A 21,138-nucleotide genomic window follows, 5' to 3' on the forward strand; every position below is an offset into this window, starting at 1 on the left:
AGGATGCGGAATTTACTCAGCGTAAATGAGCATCCAAGGCTGTTTCGTTGTAACTGAACCAGCGTATTCGTGAGTGAACAGGTTCTCCCAAGGAGAGACATAGTGAGTGAGTTAATTCGCGTACCCGACATCGGTAACGGTGAAGGTGAAGTCATTGAATTGATGGTCAAGGTTGGCGATCGTATCGAAGCCGACCAGAGCGTCCTGACCCTTGAGTCGGACAAGGCGAGCATGGAAATCCCTGCTCCCAAGGCTGGCGTCATCAAGAGCATGAAGGTCAAGCTTGGCGACCGCCTGAAAGAAGGCGACGAGCTGTTCGAGCTGGAAGTGGAAGGCGAAGCCGCTGCTGCGCCGGCGCCTGCTGCCGAACCTGCTGCTGCGCCTGCACCGGCGGCGGCCGAGAAACCGGCTGAAGCTGCACCGGCTGCTCCCGCTCCTGCTGCCAGCGCTTCGGTTCAGGATATCCACGTGCCGGACATCGGTTCGTCGGGCAAGGCCAAGATCATCGAGCTGATGGTCAAGGTCGGTGATTCGATTCAGGCTGATCAGTCGCTGATCACACTGGAATCCGACAAGGCCAGCATGGAGATCCCGTCTCCAGCCGCAGGCGTTGTGGAAAGCATTGAAGTCAAACTGGATCAGGAAGTCGGCACCGGCGACCTGATTCTGAAGCTGAAAGTCGAAGGCGCTGCGCCTGCTGCTGCCCCGGCTCCGGCCGCCAGCGCACCGGCTGCTGCTCCGGCCAAGGCTGAAGCGGCTGCTCCGGCTGCGGCTCCAGCACCGAAGACCGAAGCTGCACCTGCTCCGGCCGCACCGGCCAAAGACGGCGCCAAGGTTCACGCTGGCCCGGCGGTTCGTCAGCTGGCCCGCGAGTTCGGCGTCGAGCTGAGCGCAGTCAGTGCCACCGGCCCGCACGGTCGTGTGCTGAAAGAAGACGTTCAGGTTTACGTCAAGGCCATGATGCAGAAGGCCAAGGAAGCTCCAGCTGGCGGCGCAAGCGGCGGCTCGGGCATCCCGCCGATCCCGGAAGTCGATTTCAGCCGTTTCGGCGAAATCGAAGAAGTGCCGATGACTCGCCTGATGCAATTGGGCGCGTCGGGCCTGCACCGCAGCTGGCTGAACATCCCGCACGTCACGCAATTCGACCAGGCCGACATTACCGACCTGGAAGCTTTCCGCGTCGCGCAGAAAGGTGCTGCCGAGAAGGCCGGCGTCAAGCTGACCGTGCTGCCGCTACTGCTCAAGTCCTGCGCGCACCTGCTCAAGGAACTGCCGGACTTCAACGCTTCGCTGGCGCCAAGCGGCAAGGCTGTGATCCGCAAGAAGTACGTGCACATCGGCTTTGCCGTGGACACTCCGGACGGTCTGTTGGTCCCGGTCATCCGCGATGTCGATCAGAAGAGCCTGTTGCAACTGGCCGCCGAAGCCGCTGCACTGGCTGAAAAGGCGCGCAACAAGAAGCTGACGGCGAACGACATGCAGGGCGCGTGCTTCACCATTTCCAGCCTGGGTCACATTGGCGGCACCGGCTTCACGCCGATCGTCAACGCGCCGGAAGTCGCGATCCTGGGTGTTTCCAAGGCAACCATCCAGCCAGTCTGGGACGGCAAAGCCTTCCAGCCGAAACTGATGCTGCCACTGTCGCTGTCCTACGATCACCGCGTGATCAACGGCGCAGCTGCTGCCCGCTTCACCAAGCGCTTGAGCGAATTGCTGGCGGACATCCGCACAATTCTGCTGTAAGCCCTGCGAGCCCGTCCCCGGACGGGCCTTGCTGTATACCTTTGCGAGCTGCCACGCTCGAACCTCAACCCCGCCCTCCAGCGGGGATTTTTTTGCCCTGGATATCGTAGCGCGGCGCAAAAGGGTGACGCAGAGCGTCACGAACGGCATTCCCACGCTGGAGCGTAAGGAACGATAGCCGTTCACAAGAACACTAGCGTACCCATGCTGGAGCGTTGGAACGGCAGGCGTCCACGCGAACACTATTGTGCCCATGTTCCGCGTGGCATGCCGCTCTGGACGCTCTGCGTCCGATCTCGCTCTTATCGTCAGTGTGAGGTCTGGCTGGCGGGTGATACACTACGCGACATTTTTGTTTTGCAGGTCCACCGTCGTGACTAACACCGCTTTCAATTCTCTGCCTCTGTCCGCTGCCATGCTGGCTAACCTGGAGTCGCTTGGTTATGCCGAGATGACGCCGATTCAGGCGCAGAGCCTGCCGGTGATCCTCAAGGGCATGGACCTGATTGCCCAGGCCAAGACTGGCAGCGGCAAGACCGCTGCGTTCGGTATCGGCCTGCTCAACCCGATCAACCCGCGCTTCTTCGGCTGCCAGGCACTGGTCATGTGCCCGACCCGCGAGCTGGCCGATCAGGTGGCCAAGGAAATCCGCCGCCTGGCGCGCTCGGAAGACAACATCAAGGTGCTGACGCTCTGCGGCGGCGTGTCTTTCGGCCCGCAGATCGGTTCGCTGGAACACGGCGCGCACATCATCGTCGGCACGCCTGGTCGCATTCAGCAGCACTTGCGCAAGGGTTCGCTGGTGCTGGACGGCTTGAACACGCTGATTCTCGATGAAGCCGACCGCATGCTGGACATGGGTTTCTACGACTCCATCGCCGACATCATCGAGCAGACCCCGCAGCGCCGTCAGACCCTGCTGTTCTCGGCCACTTACCCGGTCGGCATCAAGCAGCTGTCTTCCAAGTTCATGCGCGACCCGCAGACTGTAAAAGTCGAAGCGCTGCATGCCGACAGCCAGATCGAGCAGATTTTCTACGAGATATCCCCGGAGCAGCGTCTGGAAGCGGTGGTCAAGGTACTTGGCCATTTCCGACCGACGTCCTGCGTGGCGTTCTGCTTCACAAAACAGCAGGTTCAGGAAGTGGTCGATCACCTGACCGCCAAAGGCATGTCTGCGGTCGGCCTGCATGGCGATCTGGAGCAGCGTGACCGTGATCAGGTGCTGGCCATGTTTGCCAACCGCAGCACCTCGGTACTGGTCGCTACCGACGTGGCCGCACGGGGTCTGGATATCGATGCACTGGACATGGTGATCAACGTCGAGCTGGCGCGTGACTCGGAAATTCACATTCACCGCGTCGGCCGTACCGGTCGTGCAGGCGAGAAAGGTATCGCGGTCAGCCTCGTGGCACCGTCGGAAAGCCAGCGCGCCCGCGCCATCGAAGAGTTGCAGAAAGCCCCGCTGAACTGGCAGCAATACGACAACCTGAGCATCAAGGAAGGCGGCAAGCTGCTGCCGGCCATGACCACCCTGTGTATCGGTTCAGGCCGCAAGGACAAACTGCGCCCTGGCGACATTCTTGGCGCATTGACCGGCGAAGCCGGGATTCCTGGCACCCAGGTCGGCAAGATCGCAATCTTCGACTTCCAGGCCTATGTCGCCGTCGAACGCAGCATGGCCAAACAGGCGCTGGAGCGTCTGAACAACGGCAAGATCAAAGGCAAGTCGCTGCGCGTGCGGATTCTCTGAGATAGTCGCTATCTGGATTATCGCCCCCATGCTCCGCGTGGGGACGCAGTTCTGGACGCTCTGCGTCCGATTTTGAATATGTGGTGCGGCGCAGGTATGTGACCAGAGCGTCACGAGAGGCATTCCCACGCAGAGCATGGGAACGATCGTGACCTACCGATCGAGGAAACACGCTGTGCCCGTTACTGACGTTGTAATCATTGGCGCTGGCGCCGCAGGTCTGATGTGTGCGTTCACCGCTGCCGCTCGCGGGCGCAAGGTGCTGTTGATTGATCATGCCAACAAGCCCGGCAAAAAGATCCTCATGTCCGGTGGCGGGCGCTGCAACTTCACCAACATGTACACCGAGCCGGCCAACTTCCTGTCGCAAAACCCGCATTTCTGCAAATCGGCACTGGCCCGCTACACCCAATGGGATTTCATCGCGATGGTCGCCAAACATGGCGTGCCGTATCACGAGAAAAAGCTCGGCCAGCTGTTCTGCGACAACAAGTCCAGCGACATTCTGGAAATGCTTCTGGAAGAATGCCGCCAAGCCGGTGTCAGCCTGCACATGGACACTGCTGTGCAGCAGATCGAAAAGACCGACTCCGGCTACAGCCTGCAGACCACGCTGGGCACACTGAACTGCCAGTCACTGGTGATAGCCACCGGCGGGCTGTCGATCCCGACGCTGGGCGCGACCGGCTTCGGCTATCAGGTCGGCAAGCAATTCGGCCACACACTGTTGCCCACCCGCGCCGGGCTGGTGCCCTTCACCATTACCGACCAGCTCAAGGACTTGTGCACCGAGCTGTCCGGCACCTCGGTGGACTGCCTGGTGAGCTGCAACGACACCAGCTTCCGGGAAAACATCCTGTTCACCCACCGCGGCCTCAGCGGCCCGGCCATTTTGCAGATTTCCTCCTTCTGGCAGCCCGGCGACACAGTAGAAATCAACCTGCTGCCTGATCACGATGTGCCCGCCTGGCTCTCGCAGCAACAGGCAGAGCGCCCCAACAGCGAGCTGAAAACCTTGCTGGGCGAAATCTTCACCAAGAAGATGGCCAACCTGATCGCCGAACACTGGTTCGTTTCCAAACCCATGAAGCAGTACACCCACGCCGAGCTGGCCGAGATCGCTGCAAAACTGGCGAGCTGGCAGGTGGTCCCGGCAGGCACCGAGGGCTATCGCACGGCTGAAGTGACACTGGGCGGTATTGATACTCGCGAAGTGTCTTCCAAGACCATGGAGTCGCTGAAATCACCCGGCCTCTATTTCGTTGGCGAAGTGCTGGACGTGAGCGGCCACTTGGGCGGTTTCAATTTCCAGTGGGCCTGGGCATCGGCCTACGCCGCAGCGCAGTACGTCTGACATAACCGTTTGAACCAAGATCGCGACACTGCGAACCGTATAAATTTTGCAAGGCGGATGTACAGCCAGCCATTTGGGCTGTACATATCCTCCTGCACGATCGATCAATTGCGAACAGGGCCGTCAGCTTATCCATGGCATCGAAATCTCTCCGTCATACATTCCGTCGATTGTGGGCGCTGGATAAATTCAGCTATAGCGTTCGTGTCTTCATTGCACTGACCGGCAGCATGCTGCTGTGCTGGTATCAAAACGAGATGGCCCTGCTGATCCCACTGTTTCTGGGAATTATCGCCTGCGCCCTGGCTGAAACCGATGACAGCTGGCAGGGCAGGCTCAACGCCTTGGCCGTGACGCTGGTGTGTTTCAGCATCGCCGCCCTCGCCGTCGAACTGTTATTCCCCTACCCCTGGCTGTTTGTCTGCTCACTGGCGCTGGCCAGCTTTGGCCTGACCATGCTCGGCGCGCTGGGCGAACGCTATGGCGCGATTGCCTATGGCACGCTGATTCTGTCGGTGTACACCATGATCGGGGTCGATCAGCGCGGCGGTCAGGTGACGGACTTCTGGCACGAGCCGATGCTGCTGGTCGCCGGGGCTGCGTGGTACGGCCTGCTGTCGGTAGTGTGGCAGATGCTGTTTTCCAACCAGCCGGTGCAGCAGGCGCTGGCGCGGCTGTTTCGCGAACTGGGGCAGTACCTGAAACTAAAATCGACGCTGTTCGAGCCCATCCGCAACCTCAACGTGGAAGCTCGCCGCCTGGAGCTGGCGCAGCAGAACGGTCGCGTGGTCGCGGCGCTGAACTCGACCAAGGAAATCATCCTGCACCGCGTCGGCAGCGGTCGCCCCGGCTCGAAGGTCAGCCGCTACCTGAAGCTGTATTTCATCGCTCAGGACATTCACGAGCGCGCCAGTTCGTCGCACTACCCTTACAACTCGCTGGCCGACGCGTTTTTCCACAGTGACGTGCTGTTCCGTTGCCAGCGCTTGCTGCGTCAGCAAGGCGTTGCCTGTCAGGCGCTCTCAGAGTCCATCCAGCTGCGTCAGCCGTTCGTGTATGACCCCAGCTTCGCAGAAGCCATGGAAGACCTGCAGGCGTCGCTTGAGCACCTGCGCATCCAGAGCAACCCGGCATGGCGCGGCTTGCTGCGTTCACTGCGCGCACTGGCGACCAACCTCGGCACGCTGGACCGGCTGATCAGCGATGCCAGCAATCCGGACGCCGTCGCCGATGCCACCGACAGCAGCCTGCTGGACCGCTCGCCGCGCAACCTCAAGGATGTCTGGACGCGCCTGCGTCTGCAAATGACTCCGACCTCGTTGCTGTTTCGCCATGCATTGCGTCTGCCGCTGGCGCTGACCATCGGTTACGCGATGGTGCACCTGATTCACCCGTCGCAAGGCTACTGGATCATCCTGACCACGGTGTTTGTCTGCCAGCCCAGCTATGGCGCGACCCGGCGCAAGCTCGGACAGCGGATCATCGGCACCGCGATTGGCCTGACAGTCGGCTGGGTGCTGTTCGATCTGGTCACCAGCCCGATTCTGCAATCGATGTGTGCGGTGCTCGCCGGGGTGGTGTTCTTCGTCAACCGCACCACGCGCTACACCCTGTCGACCGCCGCTATCACCGTGATGGTACTGTTCTGTTTCAATCAGGTCGGCGACGGTTACGGCCTGTTTCTGCCGCGCCTGTTCGACACACTGCTGGGCAGCCTGATCGCCGGCCTTGCGGTGTTCCTGTTCCTGCCGGACTGGCAGGGACGGCGTCTCAACAAAGTGCTGGCCAACACGCTGACCTGCAACAGCATCTATCTGCGCCAGATCATGCAGCAGTACGCCAAAGGCAAGAGCGATGACCTGGCCTATCGACTGGCACGGCGCAACGCCCACAACGCCGATGCCGCGCTGTCCACCACGCTGGCCAACATGCTCATGGAGCCCGGCCATTTCCGCAAGGAAGCCGACGTCGGCTTTCGCTTCCTGGTGCTGTCGCACACGCTGTTGAGTTATCTGTCAGGCCTTGGCGCCCACCGCGACACGCAGTTGCCGAGTGACGTCCACGAGCACCTGATAGATGGCGCCGGTGCGACACTGGCCGCCAGCATTGATGAGATCGCCCAGAGCCTGGCCGAGAAGCAACCGGTTGCCGTGCACAGTGATGCTGAAGAAGCCCTGGCCGCAGAGCTGGAACAATTGCCGGAAGAGATGGATGAAAGTCAGCGCCTGGTGCAGGCGCAACTGGCGTTGATCTGTCGTCAACTGGCACCACTGCGGACCTTGGCCGCGCACCTCATCAAAGCTCCGGAGACTGTTGCAGACCGTGCAGTCTGAGCAACTCTTCGTAAGTGCCGTCGGCTTTCATGGCGGTGATTTCATGATCGAAATCGGCGACGATCTTCGCGTGTAGCGGATTTTTCAGGCTGACCAGAATATGCAGGCTGTTCTCGCTCAATGACCCCGGCATGAATTCGACCCGATTGCGAACCTCGTCAGACTCCAGCGCCAGGTTGTAACGCGCGACGTATTCGTCTTCCAGCGCGAGGTCGACGCGAGCCGCAGCCAGCATGCGCACGGCAGTGGAGAAATTCTGCACCGGGACCTTCTTGAGCAATGTGTCGCTATCGAATGCAGGGGCATACGCGTAACCACGCACCACCGCAATCATGTAGTGATGCAATTGCTCATGGGACAGGCTGCTGATCGCCGAATCCTTGCGCTTGATGAAGCGAATCCGATTGAGCAGGTATTCCGCAGAAAACTCGCCGATTTTCATACGCTCTTCGCTGAACCATGCATTGATCAGCACATCGTGACGCCCTTCGCTCAGCCCCAGCAGCGCCCGTGCCCACGGCACCTGTTCGTAAACAGTGGTGTATCCGGCGCGGCGCAGGGCCGTGTTGACGATGTCAGTGGCCAGCCCGCCATTGAGCAGCAGCGCATCGGTAAAGGGCGGCCAGGGGTCAGCGACAAGCCGCAGTTTCTCCGCTGCGCTGGCGGATGCCATCAGCAAAAAGAACAGCAACCCAACCGCTCGAAGCCACTGCGACATGCTCAGGTTCCTGAAAGGGCGGTATGCCCGATTCAAACCTATCGGCAGCAAAACCGTCACTCATTAGAGCGCCTACACACTTTTATTGAAGACCTGAAGCACTCAATAGACAACCTGAGAGTGGCACGCTTTCTGTAACGCTGCATGCAGATCTTCACGCTGTTTATTGGGAATGGCGCAGGATACGTTTAGACTTCGCTTCTGGTTTCCCTGCGAGTCTGCAACATGTCTATCGAATGGATCTGCAAACATCACACCGAACTGAGCATTCAGCAGCTCTACGCCGTGCTGCAACTGCGTGCCGAGGTGTTTGTGGTCGAGCAGCAATGCGTGTACCTGGACGTCGACGGACAGGACCTGACAGGCGATACCTGCCACCTGATGGCCTGGCAGGGAGACAAGCTGGTGGCTTACCTTCGTTTGCTTGACCCGATCCAGCAAGGCGGCGACGTGACCATCGGCCGCGTCGTGACTGCCCCTTCGATTCGCAGCAGAGGCATCGGCCACGAACTGATGGTACAGGCCCTGGAGAACGCAGAACGCCGATGGCCTGATCAGCCAATCTACCTCTCGGCTCAGGCCCACTTGCAGGGCTATTACAGCCGTTACGGCTTCGACCCGATTGGCGAAATCTACCTCGAAGACGACATCCCCCACATCGGCATGCGCCGCGATCTGGATTAGGGGCAGCTTTGAGCTGCAAGCACTGGAAGAGGATTCGTCGATGGACGTCAGCAAGACCAAAAGCAGTTTCTATCGCCGGCTGTACGTGGCGTATCTGATTGATTCAAAACTTGCCTGCAGCGTACCCGAACTGACCGCAGTGACCGGCATGCCGCGCCGCACTGCGCAGGACACCATCAGCGCGCTCTCTGATCTGGACATCGAGTGCGAATTCGAACAACAGGAAGGCGCGCGCAATCACGCTGGCAGTTACTGCATTCGCAACTGGGGCGCCATCGACAAGACCTGGATCGCCCGCAACCTGACTGGCATCAAAGCGGTGCTTGGGTATCCTTAGGCTCAGTATCAAAAGTATTGTCGCAAGCACGGCTGGCACAGACCAATGAGAAAATCGCTGCACATACTCCTTTTGAGCGCATGTATTATTGCAACTGCGTTTATCAGTACCGCTAATGCGACCATGAGGTGTGGCACGGCGCTCATCAGTGAGGGCGACTCAATGTCAACGGTTCTAGCTAAATGCGGCCCCCCATCAAGAAAGAGCAGCGAGGGCCCTGCCAGGCGTACCAACGGAGTTCCCAGACTTAACGCGGCGACCATAACTGTATTTGTTTATGGCCCTGATGGCGGATCCTATCAATACCTTCGGTTCATAGACGAAAAGTTAATCGAAATTGACATGAGGCGTGAGTGACCGCCGGTGTATATACAGAAAGCCGTATTCCTGGGTTTACGCACAGAGCCTGGGAAAGGCACTTTCAAACTTCAAACTTCAAACTTCAAGCTAAAGGCATGAAGCAAAGCTTCTGGCTTAACGCTTGCCGTTTAAAGCTTGCAGCTCGCTGTATGTCAGATAAACGCGCAGGTCGAATTCCAGCTGGTGGTAGCCGGGCAGCATGTGCTCACACAGCTGGTAAAACGCCTTGTTGTGATCAGACTCCCGAAAATGCGCCAGCTCATGGACAACGATCATTTTCAGAAACTCCGGTGGCGCTTCCTTGAACAAGGCCGCTACACGAATCTCGTTACTGGCCTTGAGCTTGCCGCCCTGCACTCTGGATATCTTGGTGTGCAGCCCGAGCGCACGGTGGGTGAGGTCCAGCCGGTTATCGAACAGGACTTTTCTGATCGCCGGTGCGTTACGCAGATGGTCCTGCTTCAGGGCCAGAGCGTAGGCATACAGCGCCTTGTCGCTCTGAATCTGATGCCGCGCGGGATAGCGCTGTTCCAGGTAGTCCGCCAGTCGCCCCTGATCGATCAATTGCTGCACCTGATCCTGCAACGCCTGCGGATAGGCTTGCAGGTATTTGAGCGGGGCGCGACTGGATGCGGTCATGGGGCCTGACACTGTTCAGAAAAGCGCCATTCTACAGCAATCCCTGGCGTTTCAAGGCCGACACATCGAAGTACCCCGGAAAACTCAGCGCGTCTTCGGCGATCATCGGATGGTCTATCAGAAAGCCTTGCATGACCTGGCAGCCGTTATCAGCCAGCCACTGATATTGCTCATGGGTCTCGACGCCCTCGGCAATCACCAGCATGTCCAGATTACGACACAGGTCGATGATGCTGCTGGCCAGTGCAGACTCGCGCCTTGAACCGACGATATTGGCCACAAAACGCCGGTCGAGCTTGAGCGTATCCAGCTGCAGATTACGCAGATGCGACAGCGAGCAATCACCCGTACCGAAGTCATCCAGCGCGATGCGTATGCCAAAATCATGCAGCAACGCCAGCTGTTTATGGCTGTGCGAGAGGTTGTTGACCAGCGAACTTTCGGTGATTTCCACCTCCAGCTGACCAGGCTCCAGTTCAAAGCGGTCCATGGCCCGCTTGAGTTCCGACGCCAGGTTGGGCATGCAGAACTGCGTGGGGCTGACGCAGACGCTGACCACCACATCCGAGGCAAATACGCGGCTCCACGCCTGACGCTGTTCGGCACCCTGATCGAAGATCCAGCTACCCAGCCTGTTGATCAGCCGCGTCTCTTCCAGCAAAGGGATGAACAGCGCGGGAGGCACCTCGCCTACCGCAGGATGCTGCCAGCGCAGCAGCGCCTCGAAACCGCGCAAGCGACCATCGGCAACATGAATCTGCGGCTGATAGACCACCGAAAAATCCTTGCCGTCGATAGCCGTGCGCACGCTCTCTTCCAGCATCAGTCGCGAGCGCGCGCGTCCATTCATGTTCTGGTCGTAAAACCGGTATTGCTTGCGACCGGCCCGCTTGGCCTCGTACATGGCGATATCTGCCGCACGCAGCAAACCGTCCAGATTCGAGCCGCAGTCAGGGTAAGTGGCAATCCCCACGCTGGCACCCAGGACGATATCGACACCGTCGATCTGGCGCTTGCTGGAAACCCGTTCGATAAGTTTTTCGGCGATTTTTGCCGCTTGTTCCGGGTAGTCGAGACCATCGATGACTACGGTAAATTCGTCGCCCCCGACACGCGCCAGAACATCATAGGGCCGCATGCATTCCTTGAACTGTTGAGCGACCCACAGCAACACCTGATCACCCGCATCGTGGCCCAGTGAATCGTTGATTTGCTTAAAGCCATCCAGGTCCATGAACAGCACAACCAGGTACTTGTCCGCCTGCTCATTGCGCAACAGCATGCCTTCGACCGCCTGGTACAACCCCCGGCGGTTGAGCAACCCGGTCAGGGCATCGGTGACGGCCTGCTTTTCCAGTTGCTGATAAAGATCTCGGACCACCGACATATCGAGCACGGTCAGCACCATGGCCTTCTGTTCGGCCGGCAGCGCCGCACACGATAGCGCAACCGGTAGTTGCGAGCCCTGCACGGTACGCAGCACAGCATCGTGCACGCGATAGGTATCGGCTCTGCGGTAGTGCTTGTAGAAGCCCGACTCCGTCCATTCCCCGACGTGCGGTTCGATAATGTAATCCAGCACCTGAGTTCCGCACAGGTGATCGACCGATGCGTGCAACAGCTGGCAGATCGCAGGGTTGGCAAAACTGATCAGCCCCGACTCATCAACCACCAGAATGCCTTCGGCGACGTTGGCCAGCACCGATGCATTGAACGTGCGCGCCGACTCCAACTCGTGCGAAAGCTGTTGCAGCGCACGACGATTGCGCTGCTGTTCCAGCAGCGTCTGTACCTTGGGCTTGAGGACATTGGGGTCGAAAGGTTTGAACAAGTAATCCGTTGCACCGTTCGCATAGCCTTTCTGTACAGCATCCTGGGTCTGCTCGTTGGCGGTCAGAAAGATAATCGGTGTCAGCCGGGTACGCTGACTACCGCGCATCAGACGTGCGACTTCGAAGCCGTCCATGCCCGGCATCTGTACATCCAGCAAAACCAGATCCACTTCCTGCTCGAGTAGCACTGTCAGCGCTTCGATACCTGAACTCGCCGTTACGATGCGCCAGTCTGTTCTTTGCAGAACAGCGCACATCGTTACCAGATTTTCCGGGTAATCATCTACAACAAGTAAAACTGAAGAGCCATCATCTGGCTGGGGTGGCACGCGTTCCATGCTGCTTCTCTGTGTGGGCATGACGCCTGAGTCTCAGGATGACCGTCATACTTTGGTTCCAACTCTAGCCCCGTCTCGCCAAAAGCAGAAGCAAGGCTCCCCTTCCCCAACGCAAAAGTTCTATCTAACCGACTAACGGTCATCCCCTACAGACCTTTAAAACTCTGCCCTGTAGAAAAAGTGACAGCACTTTGACGTCATTCGTTCGACAATTTTTCGTTAACAAACTGTCCTACAAGCCGTATAAATGGATCCACACCTCTCTCAACCTGCCGGCGGCACTTTTTGTCGGTAGAAAGACATGTCTATAAGGGCCACAAATGATTGATCTTGGATCGTGGAATCTCAGCATCCCGGTCGACTCCCCCCCCAAGACCATCGAAACCTCCCAACTGGTCAAGGGTTATGACGGGAAGTACTTCAAGTCCAAATCCGACTCTATTGTGTTCTGGTCTCCAGTTACCGGTACCAAGACCGAAAACGCCAAATACTCGCGCACAGAACTACGAGAAACGTGGCCGGACGGATCACTGCACAACTGGCTGTACACCGATGCAGACAATTACCTGAACGCCAAACTGGAAGTCGATCAGGTGCCGTCGACAGGCAAGGTCGTAATCGGCCAGATTCATGCCTACGAGAGCACCGAACCGCTCCTGAAAGTCGAATACCAATATGATGAAGACACCAAGGCTGGCGATATCGTTGCGAAAGTTCGCAACCGCTACGATGACGACGACAGCAAGGTCTACACGATTGTCAAAGGCGTGAAGCTGAACGAGACATTCAAGTACGTCATCAACCTGACCAAGGGCGGCAACTTGAGGGTCAGTGTCAATGACACCGACTGGAGCAAGCGGATCAGCAAGACCTGGAGCGACAAGCCGCTGTACTTCAAGGCAGGTGTGTATACCCAGGACAATAAGGGCTATACCTCGGAAGGCGGCAAGGCAACGTTTTACAACCTCGACATTGACCACAACAAAAACTGAGTGACACACAGCGCTCCAGCACAAACGAAAACGGCCCGCTCTTCACTGGAAGGCGGGCCGCTTTCATATCAGCGCAGTTCTGTCAGCGATTAGCCTTGAAGTCCTGCTCGGCTGCGAGGAAGCGAGCCTGCATCGACGCCGATGCAGGCTTGCCCACCAGACTGAACACCACGATGGCGATACTGGCCAGAATGAAACCAGGAATGATTTCATACAGGCCCATGGTGCTGAACTGCTTCCAGAGCACCACGGTAGCTGCACCCACGATCACCCCGGCCAATGCACCGTTGCGCGTCATGCCCTTCCACAGTACCGAGATCAGCACCACAGGGCCGAACGCTGCGCCGAAACCGGCCCAGGCATAACTCACCAGACCCAACACACGGTTTTCGGGGTTGGCGGCCAGCAGAATGGCGATGATTGCGATCAATAACACCATGGCACGACCGACCCAGACCAACTCGACCTGCGAAGCACTTTTGCGCAGGTAAGCTTTATAGAAGTCTTCAGTCAGCGCACTGGAACACACCAGCAACTGGCAGCTCAACGTGCTCATGACCGCAGCCAGAATCGCCGAGAGCAGCACACCTGCAATCCATGGGTTGAACAGCAGCTTGGCCAGTTCGATGAAGACGCGCTCCGGGTTTTCGGTCACGGGCCCGGCAACATCCGGATGCGCCGAGAAGTAGGCAATCCCGAAGAACCCTACTGCTACCGTGCCGCCCAGGCACAGAATCATCCAGGCCATGGAAATGCGTCGGGCGTTGGCTATCGATTTGACCGAATCCGCCGCCATGAAGCGCGCCAGAATATGCGGCTGACCGAAATAGCCCAGCCCCCAGCCGAGCAGGGAAATGATACCGATGAAGGTGGTGTTCTTGAACATGTCAAAGCTGGTCGGATCTTTCGCTTCGATCGCCAGGAACGTGGCATCGACGCCACCGGTCGCCAACAGGACGATGATCGGCGTCAGGATCAGGGCGAAGATCATCAGCGTGGCCTGCACGGTATCTGTCCAGCTGACCGCCAGGAAGCCGCCGACAAAGGTGTAGGCGATGGTCGCAGCGGCACCGGCCCACAGAGCGGTTTCATAGGACATGCCAAAGGTGCTTTCGAACAGACGTGCCCCTGCGACAATGCCGGAGGCGCAATAGATTGTGAAAAACACCAGAATCACGATGGCCGAAATGATGCGCAGCATGCCACTGCTATCTTCGAAGCGGCTGCTGAAGTAGTCCGGCAGGGTCAAGGCGTCGCCGTTGTGCTCGGTCTGCACGCGCAGGCGACCAGCCACCAGCAGCCAGTTCAGGTAGGCACCGATGATCAAACCGACGGCAATCCAGCTTTCCGACAGACCAGACATGTAAATCGCTCCCGGCAAGCCCATCAGCAGCCAGCCGCTCATGTCCGAGGCACCGGCCGAGAGTGCAGTCACCACACTGCCCAGGCTGCGACCACCGAGAATGTAATCCGACAGGTTATTGGTGGAGCGATAGGCCATCAGACCGATCAGTACCATTGCTGCGATATAGATCACGAACGTGATCAAGGTAGGGTTGCTGACACTCATAAGTTCTGCCTTGGCATTGTTTTTATGTTGGCACCTGATGCGCGAGGGACAGCGCATGCAGCGCTGCCTCAACCATGCACCCGGCACCGCGCTGACTGATTCCGTGAGGAATGGCAGTCACGGTTGCACCGAGGGGACGGATCCTATGGAACAAACAGAACAAGGTGCAACCCATTTCGTCATGCAAGTTGCACCTGTTACAAAAAATCAAGCGCAAACACTTTTACGCCCCATTTTAGGGCGCCCTGCCGAAATTCGCAAAAATCAGCGCACCAGCTTCGAGCGCAGCGGCCTTTTTTGCGGTCGTTCGCTGCAAGCGTTACAAAATATTCCTTAAACAGGGTTGCACTCGGTTGCACCCGGCCCCTTTGCAAAGCTAATCTGCGTCAAAGCCGATGCCACCTTCGAGTGGCTATAACGAGGACAAGACATGGCCACCACCACTCTGGGCGTGAAGCTCGACGACCCGACCCGCGAGCGATTGAAAGCTGCCGCCCACTCCATCGACCGCACGCCGCACTGGTTGATCAAGCAGGCGATCTTCAATTACCTGGAAAAGCTGGAGAGTGGTGCAACCTTGCTGGAACTCGACGGTTCGGCTGCCAAAGACAGTGACGACCGTGGTGAATTGGCGGAAGACGCCGGGCTGCAATGTTTTCTGGATTTTGCCGAAAGCATTCAGCCTCAATCTGTGTTGCGTGCAGCGATTACCTCCGCCTACCGTCGCCCAGAACCGGAAGTCGTGCCGATGCTGCTGGAGCAGGCGCGTCTGACCGCGCCGGTCGCGGAAGCCACCAACAAGATGGCGGCATCGATTGCCGAAAAGCTGCGCAACCAGAAAAGTGCAGGCGGCCGCGCCGGTATCGTTCAGGGCCTGCTACAAGAGTTTTCGCTGTCGTCCCAGGAAGGTGTCGCCCTGATGTGTCTGGCCGAAGCGCTGCTGCGCATCCCGGACAAGGGCACACGCGATGCATTGATTCGCGACAAGATCAGCAACGGTAACTGGCAGCCACACCTGGGCAATAGTCCATCGTTGTTTGTCAATGCGGCCACCTGGGGCCTGCTGCTGACCGGCAAGCTGGTCGCCACGCACAATGAAGCAGGCCTGACCTCTTCGCTGAGCCGCATTATCGGCAGAAGCGGCGAGCCGATGATCCGCAAGGGCGTCGACATGGCCATGCGCCTGATGGGCGAGCAGTTTGTCACCGGCGAAACCATCGGCGAAGCGCTGGCCAACGCCAGTCGCTTCGAGGCCAAAGGCTTTCGCTATTCCTACGACATGCTCGGTGAAGCCGCGCTGACTGAACATGACGCTCAGAAATATCTGGCGTCCTACGAGCAGGCCATCCATTCCATCGGCAAAGCGTCGCATGGCCGTGGCATCTACGAAGGCCCGGGCATTTCCATCAAGCTGTCGGCACTGCATCCGCGCTACAGCCGCGCCCAGTACGAACGCGTGATGGAAGAACTGTACCCACGCCTGCTGGCGCTGACGCTGCTGGCCAAGCAGTACGATATTGGCCTGAACATTGATGCCGAAGAAGCCGACCGTCTGGAGCTGTCGCTGGATCTGCTCGAACGGCTGTGCTTCGAGCCGCAACTGACCGGCTGGAACGGCATCGGCTTCGTGATCCAGGCGTATCAGAAACGCTGCCCGTATGTGATCGATTACGTGATCGACCTGGCACGCCGCAGTCGCCATCGCCTGATGATTCGCCTGGTGAAAGGCGCGTACTGGGACAGCGAGATCAAGCGCGCTCAGGTCGAAGGCCTGGAAGGCTATCCGGTCTACACCCGCAAGGTGTATACCGATGTGTCCTACATCGCCTGCGCCCGCAAGCTGCTGGCCGCACCGGAAGTCATCTATCCACAATTCGCTACGCACAACGCCCATACCCTGGCGGCCATCTACCAGATTGCCGGTCAGAACTATTACCCCGGCCAGTACGAATTCCAGTGCCTGCACGGCATGGGCGAACCTCTCTATGAACAGGTTGTAGGCAAAGTCGCCGACGGCAAGCTGAATCGTCCGTGCCGCGTGTACGCGCCGGTCGGCACCCATGAAACCCTGCTGGCTTATCTGGTGCGTCGCCTGCTGGAGAACGGTGCCAACACCTCGTTCGTCAACCGCATTGCCGACCACTCGATCTCCATTCAGGAACTGGTTGCAGATCCGGTTAGCCAGATCGAACGCATGGCAACCCAGGAAGGCGGTTTCGGCCTGCCGCACCCGCGTATTCCGCTGCCACGCGACCTGTACGGCTCAGAGCGCGCCAACTCCAGCGGCATCGACATGGCCAACGAGCATCGTCTCGCTTCGCTGTCTTCGGCGTTGCTGGCGACCGCGCACAACGACTGGAAAGCCGCGCCAATGCTTGGCTGCCCGGCCGGTGCAGGCAGCCTGAGCGCTGCGTTGAACCCCTCGGACTCACGTGACGTCGTGGGCCATGTGCAGGAAGCGTCCTTGCAAGACGTCGATAACGCTATTCAGTGCGCCCTGAGCGCTGGCCCGATCTGGCAAGCCACGCCGCCTGCCGAACGCGCCGCGATTCTGGAGCGCGCTGCCGACCTGATGGAAGGCGAGATTCAACCGTTGATGGGCCTGTTGGTCCGGGAAGCAGGCAAGACATTCGCCAACGCCATCGCCGAAGTGCGTGAAGCCGTGGATTTCCTGCGCTACTACGCTGTGCAGGCACGCAACGACTTTACCAACGACGGCCACCGTCCACTGGGACCAGTGGTGTGCATCAGCCCGTGGAACTTCCCGCTGGCGATCTTCAGCGGTCAGGTCGCTGCTGCGCTGGCCGCGGGCAATCCGGTGCTGGCCAAGCCTGCCGAACAAACCCCATTGATTGCTGCTCAGGCGGTACGTCTGTTGCTCGAAGCCGGCATTCCGGAAGGCGTGCTGCAACTGCTGCCGGGCCGTGGCGAAACCGTAGGTGCCGGTCTGGTGGGCGATGAACGCGTCAAAGGCGTCATGTTCACCGGCTCCACCGAAGTCGCCCGCCTGCTGCAACGCAACGTGGCCGGTCGTCTTGACTCGCAGGGCCGACCCATTCCGCTGATCGCCGAAACCGGTGGTCAGAACGCAATGATCGTCGACTCTTCGGCGCTGACCGAACAAGTGGTCATCGACGTGGTGTCTTCGGCATTCGACAGCGCCGGTCAACGCTGCTCGGCCCTGCGCGTGCTGTGCCTGCAAGAAGATTCTGCTGATCGCGTCATCGAAATGCTCAAGGGCGCGATGGCTGAAAACCGTCTCGGCAACCCGGAGCGCCTGTCGGTGGACATCGGGCCGGTGATCGATGCCGAAGCCAAGGCCGGTATCGAAAAACACATCCAGGGCATGCGCGACAAGGGCCGCACGGTCTATCAGGTTGCCATCGCCGACAGTGTCGAACTCAAGCGCGGCACCTACGTGATGCCAACGCTGATCGAACTGGAAAGTTTTGACGAACTGCAACGTGAAATCTTTGGCCCGGTACTGCACGTGGTGCGCTACAAGCGCAAGGAACTGGACCAGTTGCTCGCGCAGATCAATGCCTCCGGCTACGGCCTGACCCTTGGTGTGCATACCCGCATCGACGAAACCATCGCCAAGGTCGTCGATAACGTCAACGCCGGTAATGTCTATGTGAACCGCAACATTGTCGGTGCGGTGGTTGGTGTTCAGCCGTTTGGCGGCGAGGGTTTGTCCGGCACAGGTCCAAAAGCCGGCGGGCCGCTGTACCTGTATCGCCTGCTGTCGACCCGCCCGCAGGACGCCATCGAGAAATCGTTCGTGCGCAGCGACGCGCTGTCTGCGCCGGATACTCGTCTGCGTGATGCACTAAGCAAGCCGTTGCACGCGCTGAAAACCTGGGCCGCCAGCAATCAGCAGTCGGAACTGGAGGCCTTGTGCAGTCAGTACGCCGAGCAATCGCAAAGTGGCATCACCCGGCAACTGGCCGGCCCGACCGGCGAGCGCAACAGCTACGCCATCCTGCCGCGCGAACATGTGCTGTGCCTGGCTGACGACGAGAACGACCTGCTGATTCAACTGGCTGCGGTGCTGGCAGTCGGTGGCTCGGCCATCTGGCCGGAAAGCGACATCAGCAAACCGCTTCGCGGCCGTTTGCCGAAGGACGTGCAGGCCCGCATCAAACTGATCCCGGACTGGAGCAAGGACGAAGTCGCCATCGACGCCGTCCTGCACCACGGCGACTCCGACCAGTTGCGCGCGATCTGCCAGCAGATCGCCCAGCGCAGCGGCGCAATTGTCGGCGTCAACGGCCTGTCCCACGGTGAAACCAACATCCCGCTGGAGCGCCTGGTGATCGAACGTGCCTTGAGCGTCAACACCGCAGCGGCGGGAGGCAATGCGAGTTTGATGACGATTGGCTGATGCCGCGCTTTAGCAGATAACGCAGAGCGCCACGCAAGGCATTCCCTTGCGGGAGCGTACGGAACGATAACCTCAACTATCGTGCGACGCTCCGCGTCGGCATGCCGTTCCGGACGCTCTGCGTCCGGTTCTTTGGCAGGCAGACCTGCATTCATCTCGATACCCCTTACCCACGCCCGCCCATCACCCGAATCAATCTTGCTACCCTCCTCACGCAACCCGACCTAGACTCGATCCATTCCAAGAACAGGTACGCCATCATGTCCGAGTCGTTGCTCAGTTCCCGAAATCTGGCTTTCGAGCTGTATGAAGTGCTGGACGCCGAGGGGCTGACCAAGCGTGAGCGGTTTGCCGAGCATTCGCGGGAAACCTTCGATGCGGCGCTGGGGACGGCGCGAACCATTGCGCAAAAGTATTTCGCGCCACACAACCGCAAGGCCGACGAGAATGAACCGCGCTACGAGAACGGCGAGGCCATTCTGATTCCGGAGGTCAAGCCGGCAGTCGACGCATTTCTTGAGGCTGGTTTTCTCAACGCATCGCGTGATTTCGAGGCAGGCGGCATGCAGTTGCCCACCTTGCTGTCGCAAGCCTGTTTTGCACATTTCCAGGCGGCCAACGTCGGGACCACGTCGTACCCGTTTCTGACGATGGGTGCCGCCAATCTAATCGAGAGTTTCGGCAACGACGAACAGAAGCAGCGCTTTCTGCAGCCCATGATCGAGGGTCGTTTTTTCGGCACCATGGCGCTGACCGAACCACATGCCGGCTCGTCGCTGTCGGATATTCGCACGCGTGCCGAACCTGCACCCGACGGCACCTATCGGCTGCGCGGCAACAAAATCTTCATTTCCGGAGGCGATCATTCGCTGTCGGAAAACATCGTACACATGGTCCTGGCAAAACTGCCGGATGCGCCCGGCGGGGTCAAAGGCATCTCGCTGTTCATCGTGCCCAAGTTCCTGGTCAATCCGGACGGTAGCCTCGGCAAGCGCAACGATGTACTGCTGGCTGGGCTGTTTCACAAGATGGGCTGGAAAGGCACCACCTCCACAGCGCTCAACTTTGGCGATAATGGTGAGTGTGTCGGCTATCTGATGGGCAAGCCGCACCATGGTCTGAGTTACATGTTCCAGATGATGAACGAAGCGCGCATCGGCGTTGGCCTTGGCGCCGCAATGCTGGGTTACTCGGGTTACCTTTACTCGCTGGAGTACGCCCGCGACCGGCCTCAAGGACGCTTGCCCGACAGCAAAAGCCCGGAAAGCAAACCGGTGCCGATCATCCAGCACGCGGACGTGCGGCGCATGTTGTTGACCCAGAAAGCCTACGTGGAAGGCGCGTTCGACCTCTGCCTGTACGCGTCGCGGCTGTTCGATGATACGCAGACCGGCGAAACTGAAGATGTCCGCAAGCAGGCTTACGAGCTACTCGACCTGCTGACCCCCATCGTCAAATCCTGGCCCTCGGAGTTTTGCCTGAAAGCCAACGAACTGGCAATTCAGGTGCTTGGCGGTCACGGCTATACCCGCGAATACCCGGTCGAGCAATATTACCGGGACAATCGTCTCAATCCGATCCATGAAGGCACGCAGGGTATTCAGTCTCTGGATCTGCTGGGGCGCAAACTGGCGCAGAACGGTGGGACGGGTCTCAAGCAACTGCTGCGCGTGATCTCGGGCACGTGCGGAAAAGCGCTGGTGTACGAATCACTTAATGAGCTGCGCCAACCGCTGGAGCAACTGGTAACACGCTTGCAGGCCGTCACCCTCGGCCTGTTGACGGACCTGGCGCAAGGCAGAATCAGCAGTACGCTCGCCAACTCGGCGCTGTACCTCAAGGTATTCGGGCATACCGTTGTCGGCTGGCGCTGGCTTGAGCAAGCCGTGCGTGCCGAGCAAGGACTGAGCAAAGGCAATCCAGCCGACAGCGACTTCTACAACGGCAAACTGCAAGCGGCACGGTACTTTCTGACCTGGGAAATACCGGGCTGCCATCACGAACTGACCATTCTGGAAAACCGTGATGACACATGCCTCGCAATGCGCGATGACTGGTTCTGATGAAAACCTGGCCGGCTGTTGGTCAGTGAGCGCTGAAC

The 21,138-nt window shown here is 59.0% G+C and carries 15 protein-coding genes; 11 read left to right on the forward strand and 4 right to left on the reverse strand.

Annotation, left to right across the window (positions count from 1 at the left end):
* Positions 1–102: 102 nt before the first annotated feature.
* From aceF to yccS, 4 genes are all read left to right on the forward strand, one after another.
* Positions 103–1,743: a dihydrolipoyllysine-residue acetyltransferase gene (gene aceF, locus N018_RS23025; RefSeq protein WP_024644736.1), complete on the forward strand. Its 1,641-nt coding sequence runs from the start codon at positions 103–105 to the stop codon at positions 1,741–1,743.
* A gap of 373 nt (positions 1,744–2,116) precedes the next feature.
* Positions 2,117–3,496 (forward strand): ATP-dependent RNA helicase DbpA, encoded by a 1,380-nt coding sequence (gene dbpA, locus N018_RS23030; RefSeq protein ID WP_007252001.1) that lies wholly within the window; start codon positions 2,117–2,119, stop codon positions 3,494–3,496.
* A 175-nt stretch (positions 3,497–3,671) separates the two neighbouring features.
* Positions 3,672–4,850 (forward strand): NAD(P)/FAD-dependent oxidoreductase, encoded by a 1,179-nt coding sequence (locus N018_RS23035; RefSeq protein WP_024645410.1) that lies wholly within the window; start codon positions 3,672–3,674, stop codon positions 4,848–4,850.
* Positions 4,851–4,984: 134 nt separating this feature from the next.
* Positions 4,985–7,183: a YccS family putative transporter gene (yccS, locus tag N018_RS23040; protein WP_032632815.1), complete on the forward strand. Its 2,199-nt coding sequence runs from the start codon at positions 4,985–4,987 to the stop codon at positions 7,181–7,183.
* Here yccS and N018_RS23045 read toward each other — a convergent pair.
* Complete coding sequence (locus N018_RS23045; protein WP_024645412.1) at positions 7,146–7,901, reverse strand: substrate-binding periplasmic protein; 756 nt, start codon at positions 7,899–7,901, stop codon at positions 7,146–7,148. The genes yccS and N018_RS23045 overlap by 38 nt on opposite strands.
* 225 nt (positions 7,902–8,126) lie before the next feature.
* On the opposite strand from N018_RS23045, the gene N018_RS23050 reads away from it, so the two are divergent.
* The 3 genes from N018_RS23050 (at position 8,127) to N018_RS28225 (ending at position 9,279) form a co-directional block, all read left to right on the forward strand.
* A complete protein-coding gene (locus tag N018_RS23050) occupies positions 8,127–8,585 on the forward strand; it encodes a GNAT family N-acetyltransferase (protein WP_024675930.1) in 459 nt (152 codons plus the stop codon).
* A gap of 40 nt (positions 8,586–8,625) precedes the next feature.
* Positions 8,626–8,922: a winged helix-turn-helix domain-containing protein gene (locus tag N018_RS23055; RefSeq protein WP_024645414.1), complete on the forward strand. Its 297-nt coding sequence runs from the start codon at positions 8,626–8,628 to the stop codon at positions 8,920–8,922.
* A gap of 123 nt (positions 8,923–9,045) precedes the next feature.
* The gene (locus tag N018_RS28225; protein WP_267872196.1) at positions 9,046–9,279 is read left to right on the forward strand and encodes a DUF2845 domain-containing protein; all 234 of its coding nucleotides are present in this window, start codon (positions 9,046–9,048) and stop codon (positions 9,277–9,279) included.
* Positions 9,280–9,396: 117 nt separating this feature from the next.
* On the opposite strand, the gene N018_RS23065 is transcribed toward N018_RS28225, so the two are convergent.
* Both N018_RS23065 and N018_RS23070 read right to left on the reverse strand, forming a co-directional pair.
* Positions 9,397–9,921, reverse strand: coding sequence for a M48 metallopeptidase family protein (locus tag N018_RS23065; protein WP_024645416.1), 525 nt, complete (start codon positions 9,919–9,921; stop codon positions 9,397–9,399).
* A gap of 31 nt (positions 9,922–9,952) precedes the next feature.
* A complete protein-coding gene (locus tag N018_RS23070) occupies positions 9,953–12,091 on the reverse strand; it encodes an EAL domain-containing protein (protein ID WP_025390844.1) in 2,139 nt (712 codons plus the stop codon).
* A gap of 320 nt (positions 12,092–12,411) precedes the next feature.
* On the opposite strand from N018_RS23070, the gene N018_RS23075 reads away from it, so the two are divergent.
* Positions 12,412–13,083, forward strand: coding sequence for a polysaccharide lyase family 7 protein (locus tag N018_RS23075; RefSeq protein WP_024645418.1), 672 nt, complete (start codon positions 12,412–12,414; stop codon positions 13,081–13,083).
* 82 nt (positions 13,084–13,165) lie between these two features.
* On the opposite strand, the gene putP is transcribed toward N018_RS23075, so the two are convergent.
* Positions 13,166–14,653: a sodium/proline symporter PutP gene (gene putP, locus N018_RS23080; RefSeq protein WP_024645419.1), complete on the reverse strand. Its 1,488-nt coding sequence runs from the start codon at positions 14,651–14,653 to the stop codon at positions 13,166–13,168.
* 145 nt (positions 14,654–14,798) lie between these two features.
* Here putP and N018_RS23085 point away from each other — a divergent pair, with 145 nt between their 5' ends.
* The 3 genes from N018_RS23085 to N018_RS23095 all read left to right on the forward strand — a co-directional run bounded on the left by N018_RS23085 (position 14,799) and on the right by N018_RS23095 (position 21,100).
* The gene (locus N018_RS23085) at positions 14,799–14,990 is read left to right on the forward strand and encodes a hypothetical protein (protein WP_024645420.1); all 192 of its coding nucleotides are present in this window, start codon (positions 14,799–14,801) and stop codon (positions 14,988–14,990) included.
* Positions 14,991–15,083: 93 nt separating this feature from the next.
* Positions 15,084–19,037, forward strand: a complete 3,954-nt coding sequence (putA, locus tag N018_RS23090; protein WP_025390845.1) for a trifunctional transcriptional regulator/proline dehydrogenase/L-glutamate gamma-semialdehyde dehydrogenase — start codon at positions 15,084–15,086, stop codon at positions 19,035–19,037.
* 260 nt (positions 19,038–19,297) lie between these two features.
* Positions 19,298–21,100, forward strand: coding sequence for an acyl-CoA dehydrogenase (locus N018_RS23095; protein ID WP_024645422.1), 1,803 nt, complete (start codon positions 19,298–19,300; stop codon positions 21,098–21,100).
* The last annotated feature ends 38 nt before the right edge of the window (positions 21,101–21,138 follow it).

The organism is Pseudomonas syringae CC1557, assembly GCF_000452705.1.
GTDB classification, from domain to species: Bacteria; Pseudomonadota; Gammaproteobacteria; order Pseudomonadales; family Pseudomonadaceae; genus Aquipseudomonas; species Aquipseudomonas syringae_F.

Excerpts from the sequence above, each read along its gene's own strand:
- yccS (WP_032632815.1), top strand. The coding sequence starts at position 4,985 with ATGGCATCGAAATCTCTCCGTCATACATTCCGTCGATTGTGGGCGCTG.
- N018_RS23045 (WP_024645412.1), bottom strand. The coding sequence starts at position 7,901 with ATGTCGCAGTGGCTTCGAGCGGTTGGGTTGCTGTTCTTTTTGCTGATG.
- N018_RS23050 (WP_024675930.1), top strand. The coding sequence starts at position 8,127 with ATGTCTATCGAATGGATCTGCAAACATCACACCGAACTGAGCATTCAG.
- N018_RS23055 (WP_024645414.1), top strand. The coding sequence starts at position 8,626 with ATGGACGTCAGCAAGACCAAAAGCAGTTTCTATCGCCGGCTGTACGTG.
- N018_RS28225 (WP_267872196.1), top strand. The coding sequence starts at position 9,046 with ATGAGGTGTGGCACGGCGCTCATCAGTGAGGGCGACTCAATGTCAACG.
- N018_RS23065 (WP_024645416.1), bottom strand. The coding sequence starts at position 9,921 with ATGACCGCATCCAGTCGCGCCCCGCTCAAATACCTGCAAGCCTATCCG.
- N018_RS23070 (WP_025390844.1), bottom strand. The coding sequence starts at position 12,091 with ATGGAACGCGTGCCACCCCAGCCAGATGATGGCTCTTCAGTTTTACTT.
- N018_RS23075 (WP_024645418.1), top strand. The coding sequence starts at position 12,412 with ATGATTGATCTTGGATCGTGGAATCTCAGCATCCCGGTCGACTCCCCC.
- putP (WP_024645419.1), bottom strand. The coding sequence starts at position 14,653 with ATGAGTGTCAGCAACCCTACCTTGATCACGTTCGTGATCTATATCGCA.
- N018_RS23085 (WP_024645420.1), top strand. The coding sequence starts at position 14,799 with ATGGAACAAACAGAACAAGGTGCAACCCATTTCGTCATGCAAGTTGCA.
- putA (WP_025390845.1), top strand. The coding sequence starts at position 15,084 with ATGGCCACCACCACTCTGGGCGTGAAGCTCGACGACCCGACCCGCGAG.
- N018_RS23095 (WP_024645422.1), top strand. The coding sequence starts at position 19,298 with ATGTCCGAGTCGTTGCTCAGTTCCCGAAATCTGGCTTTCGAGCTGTAT.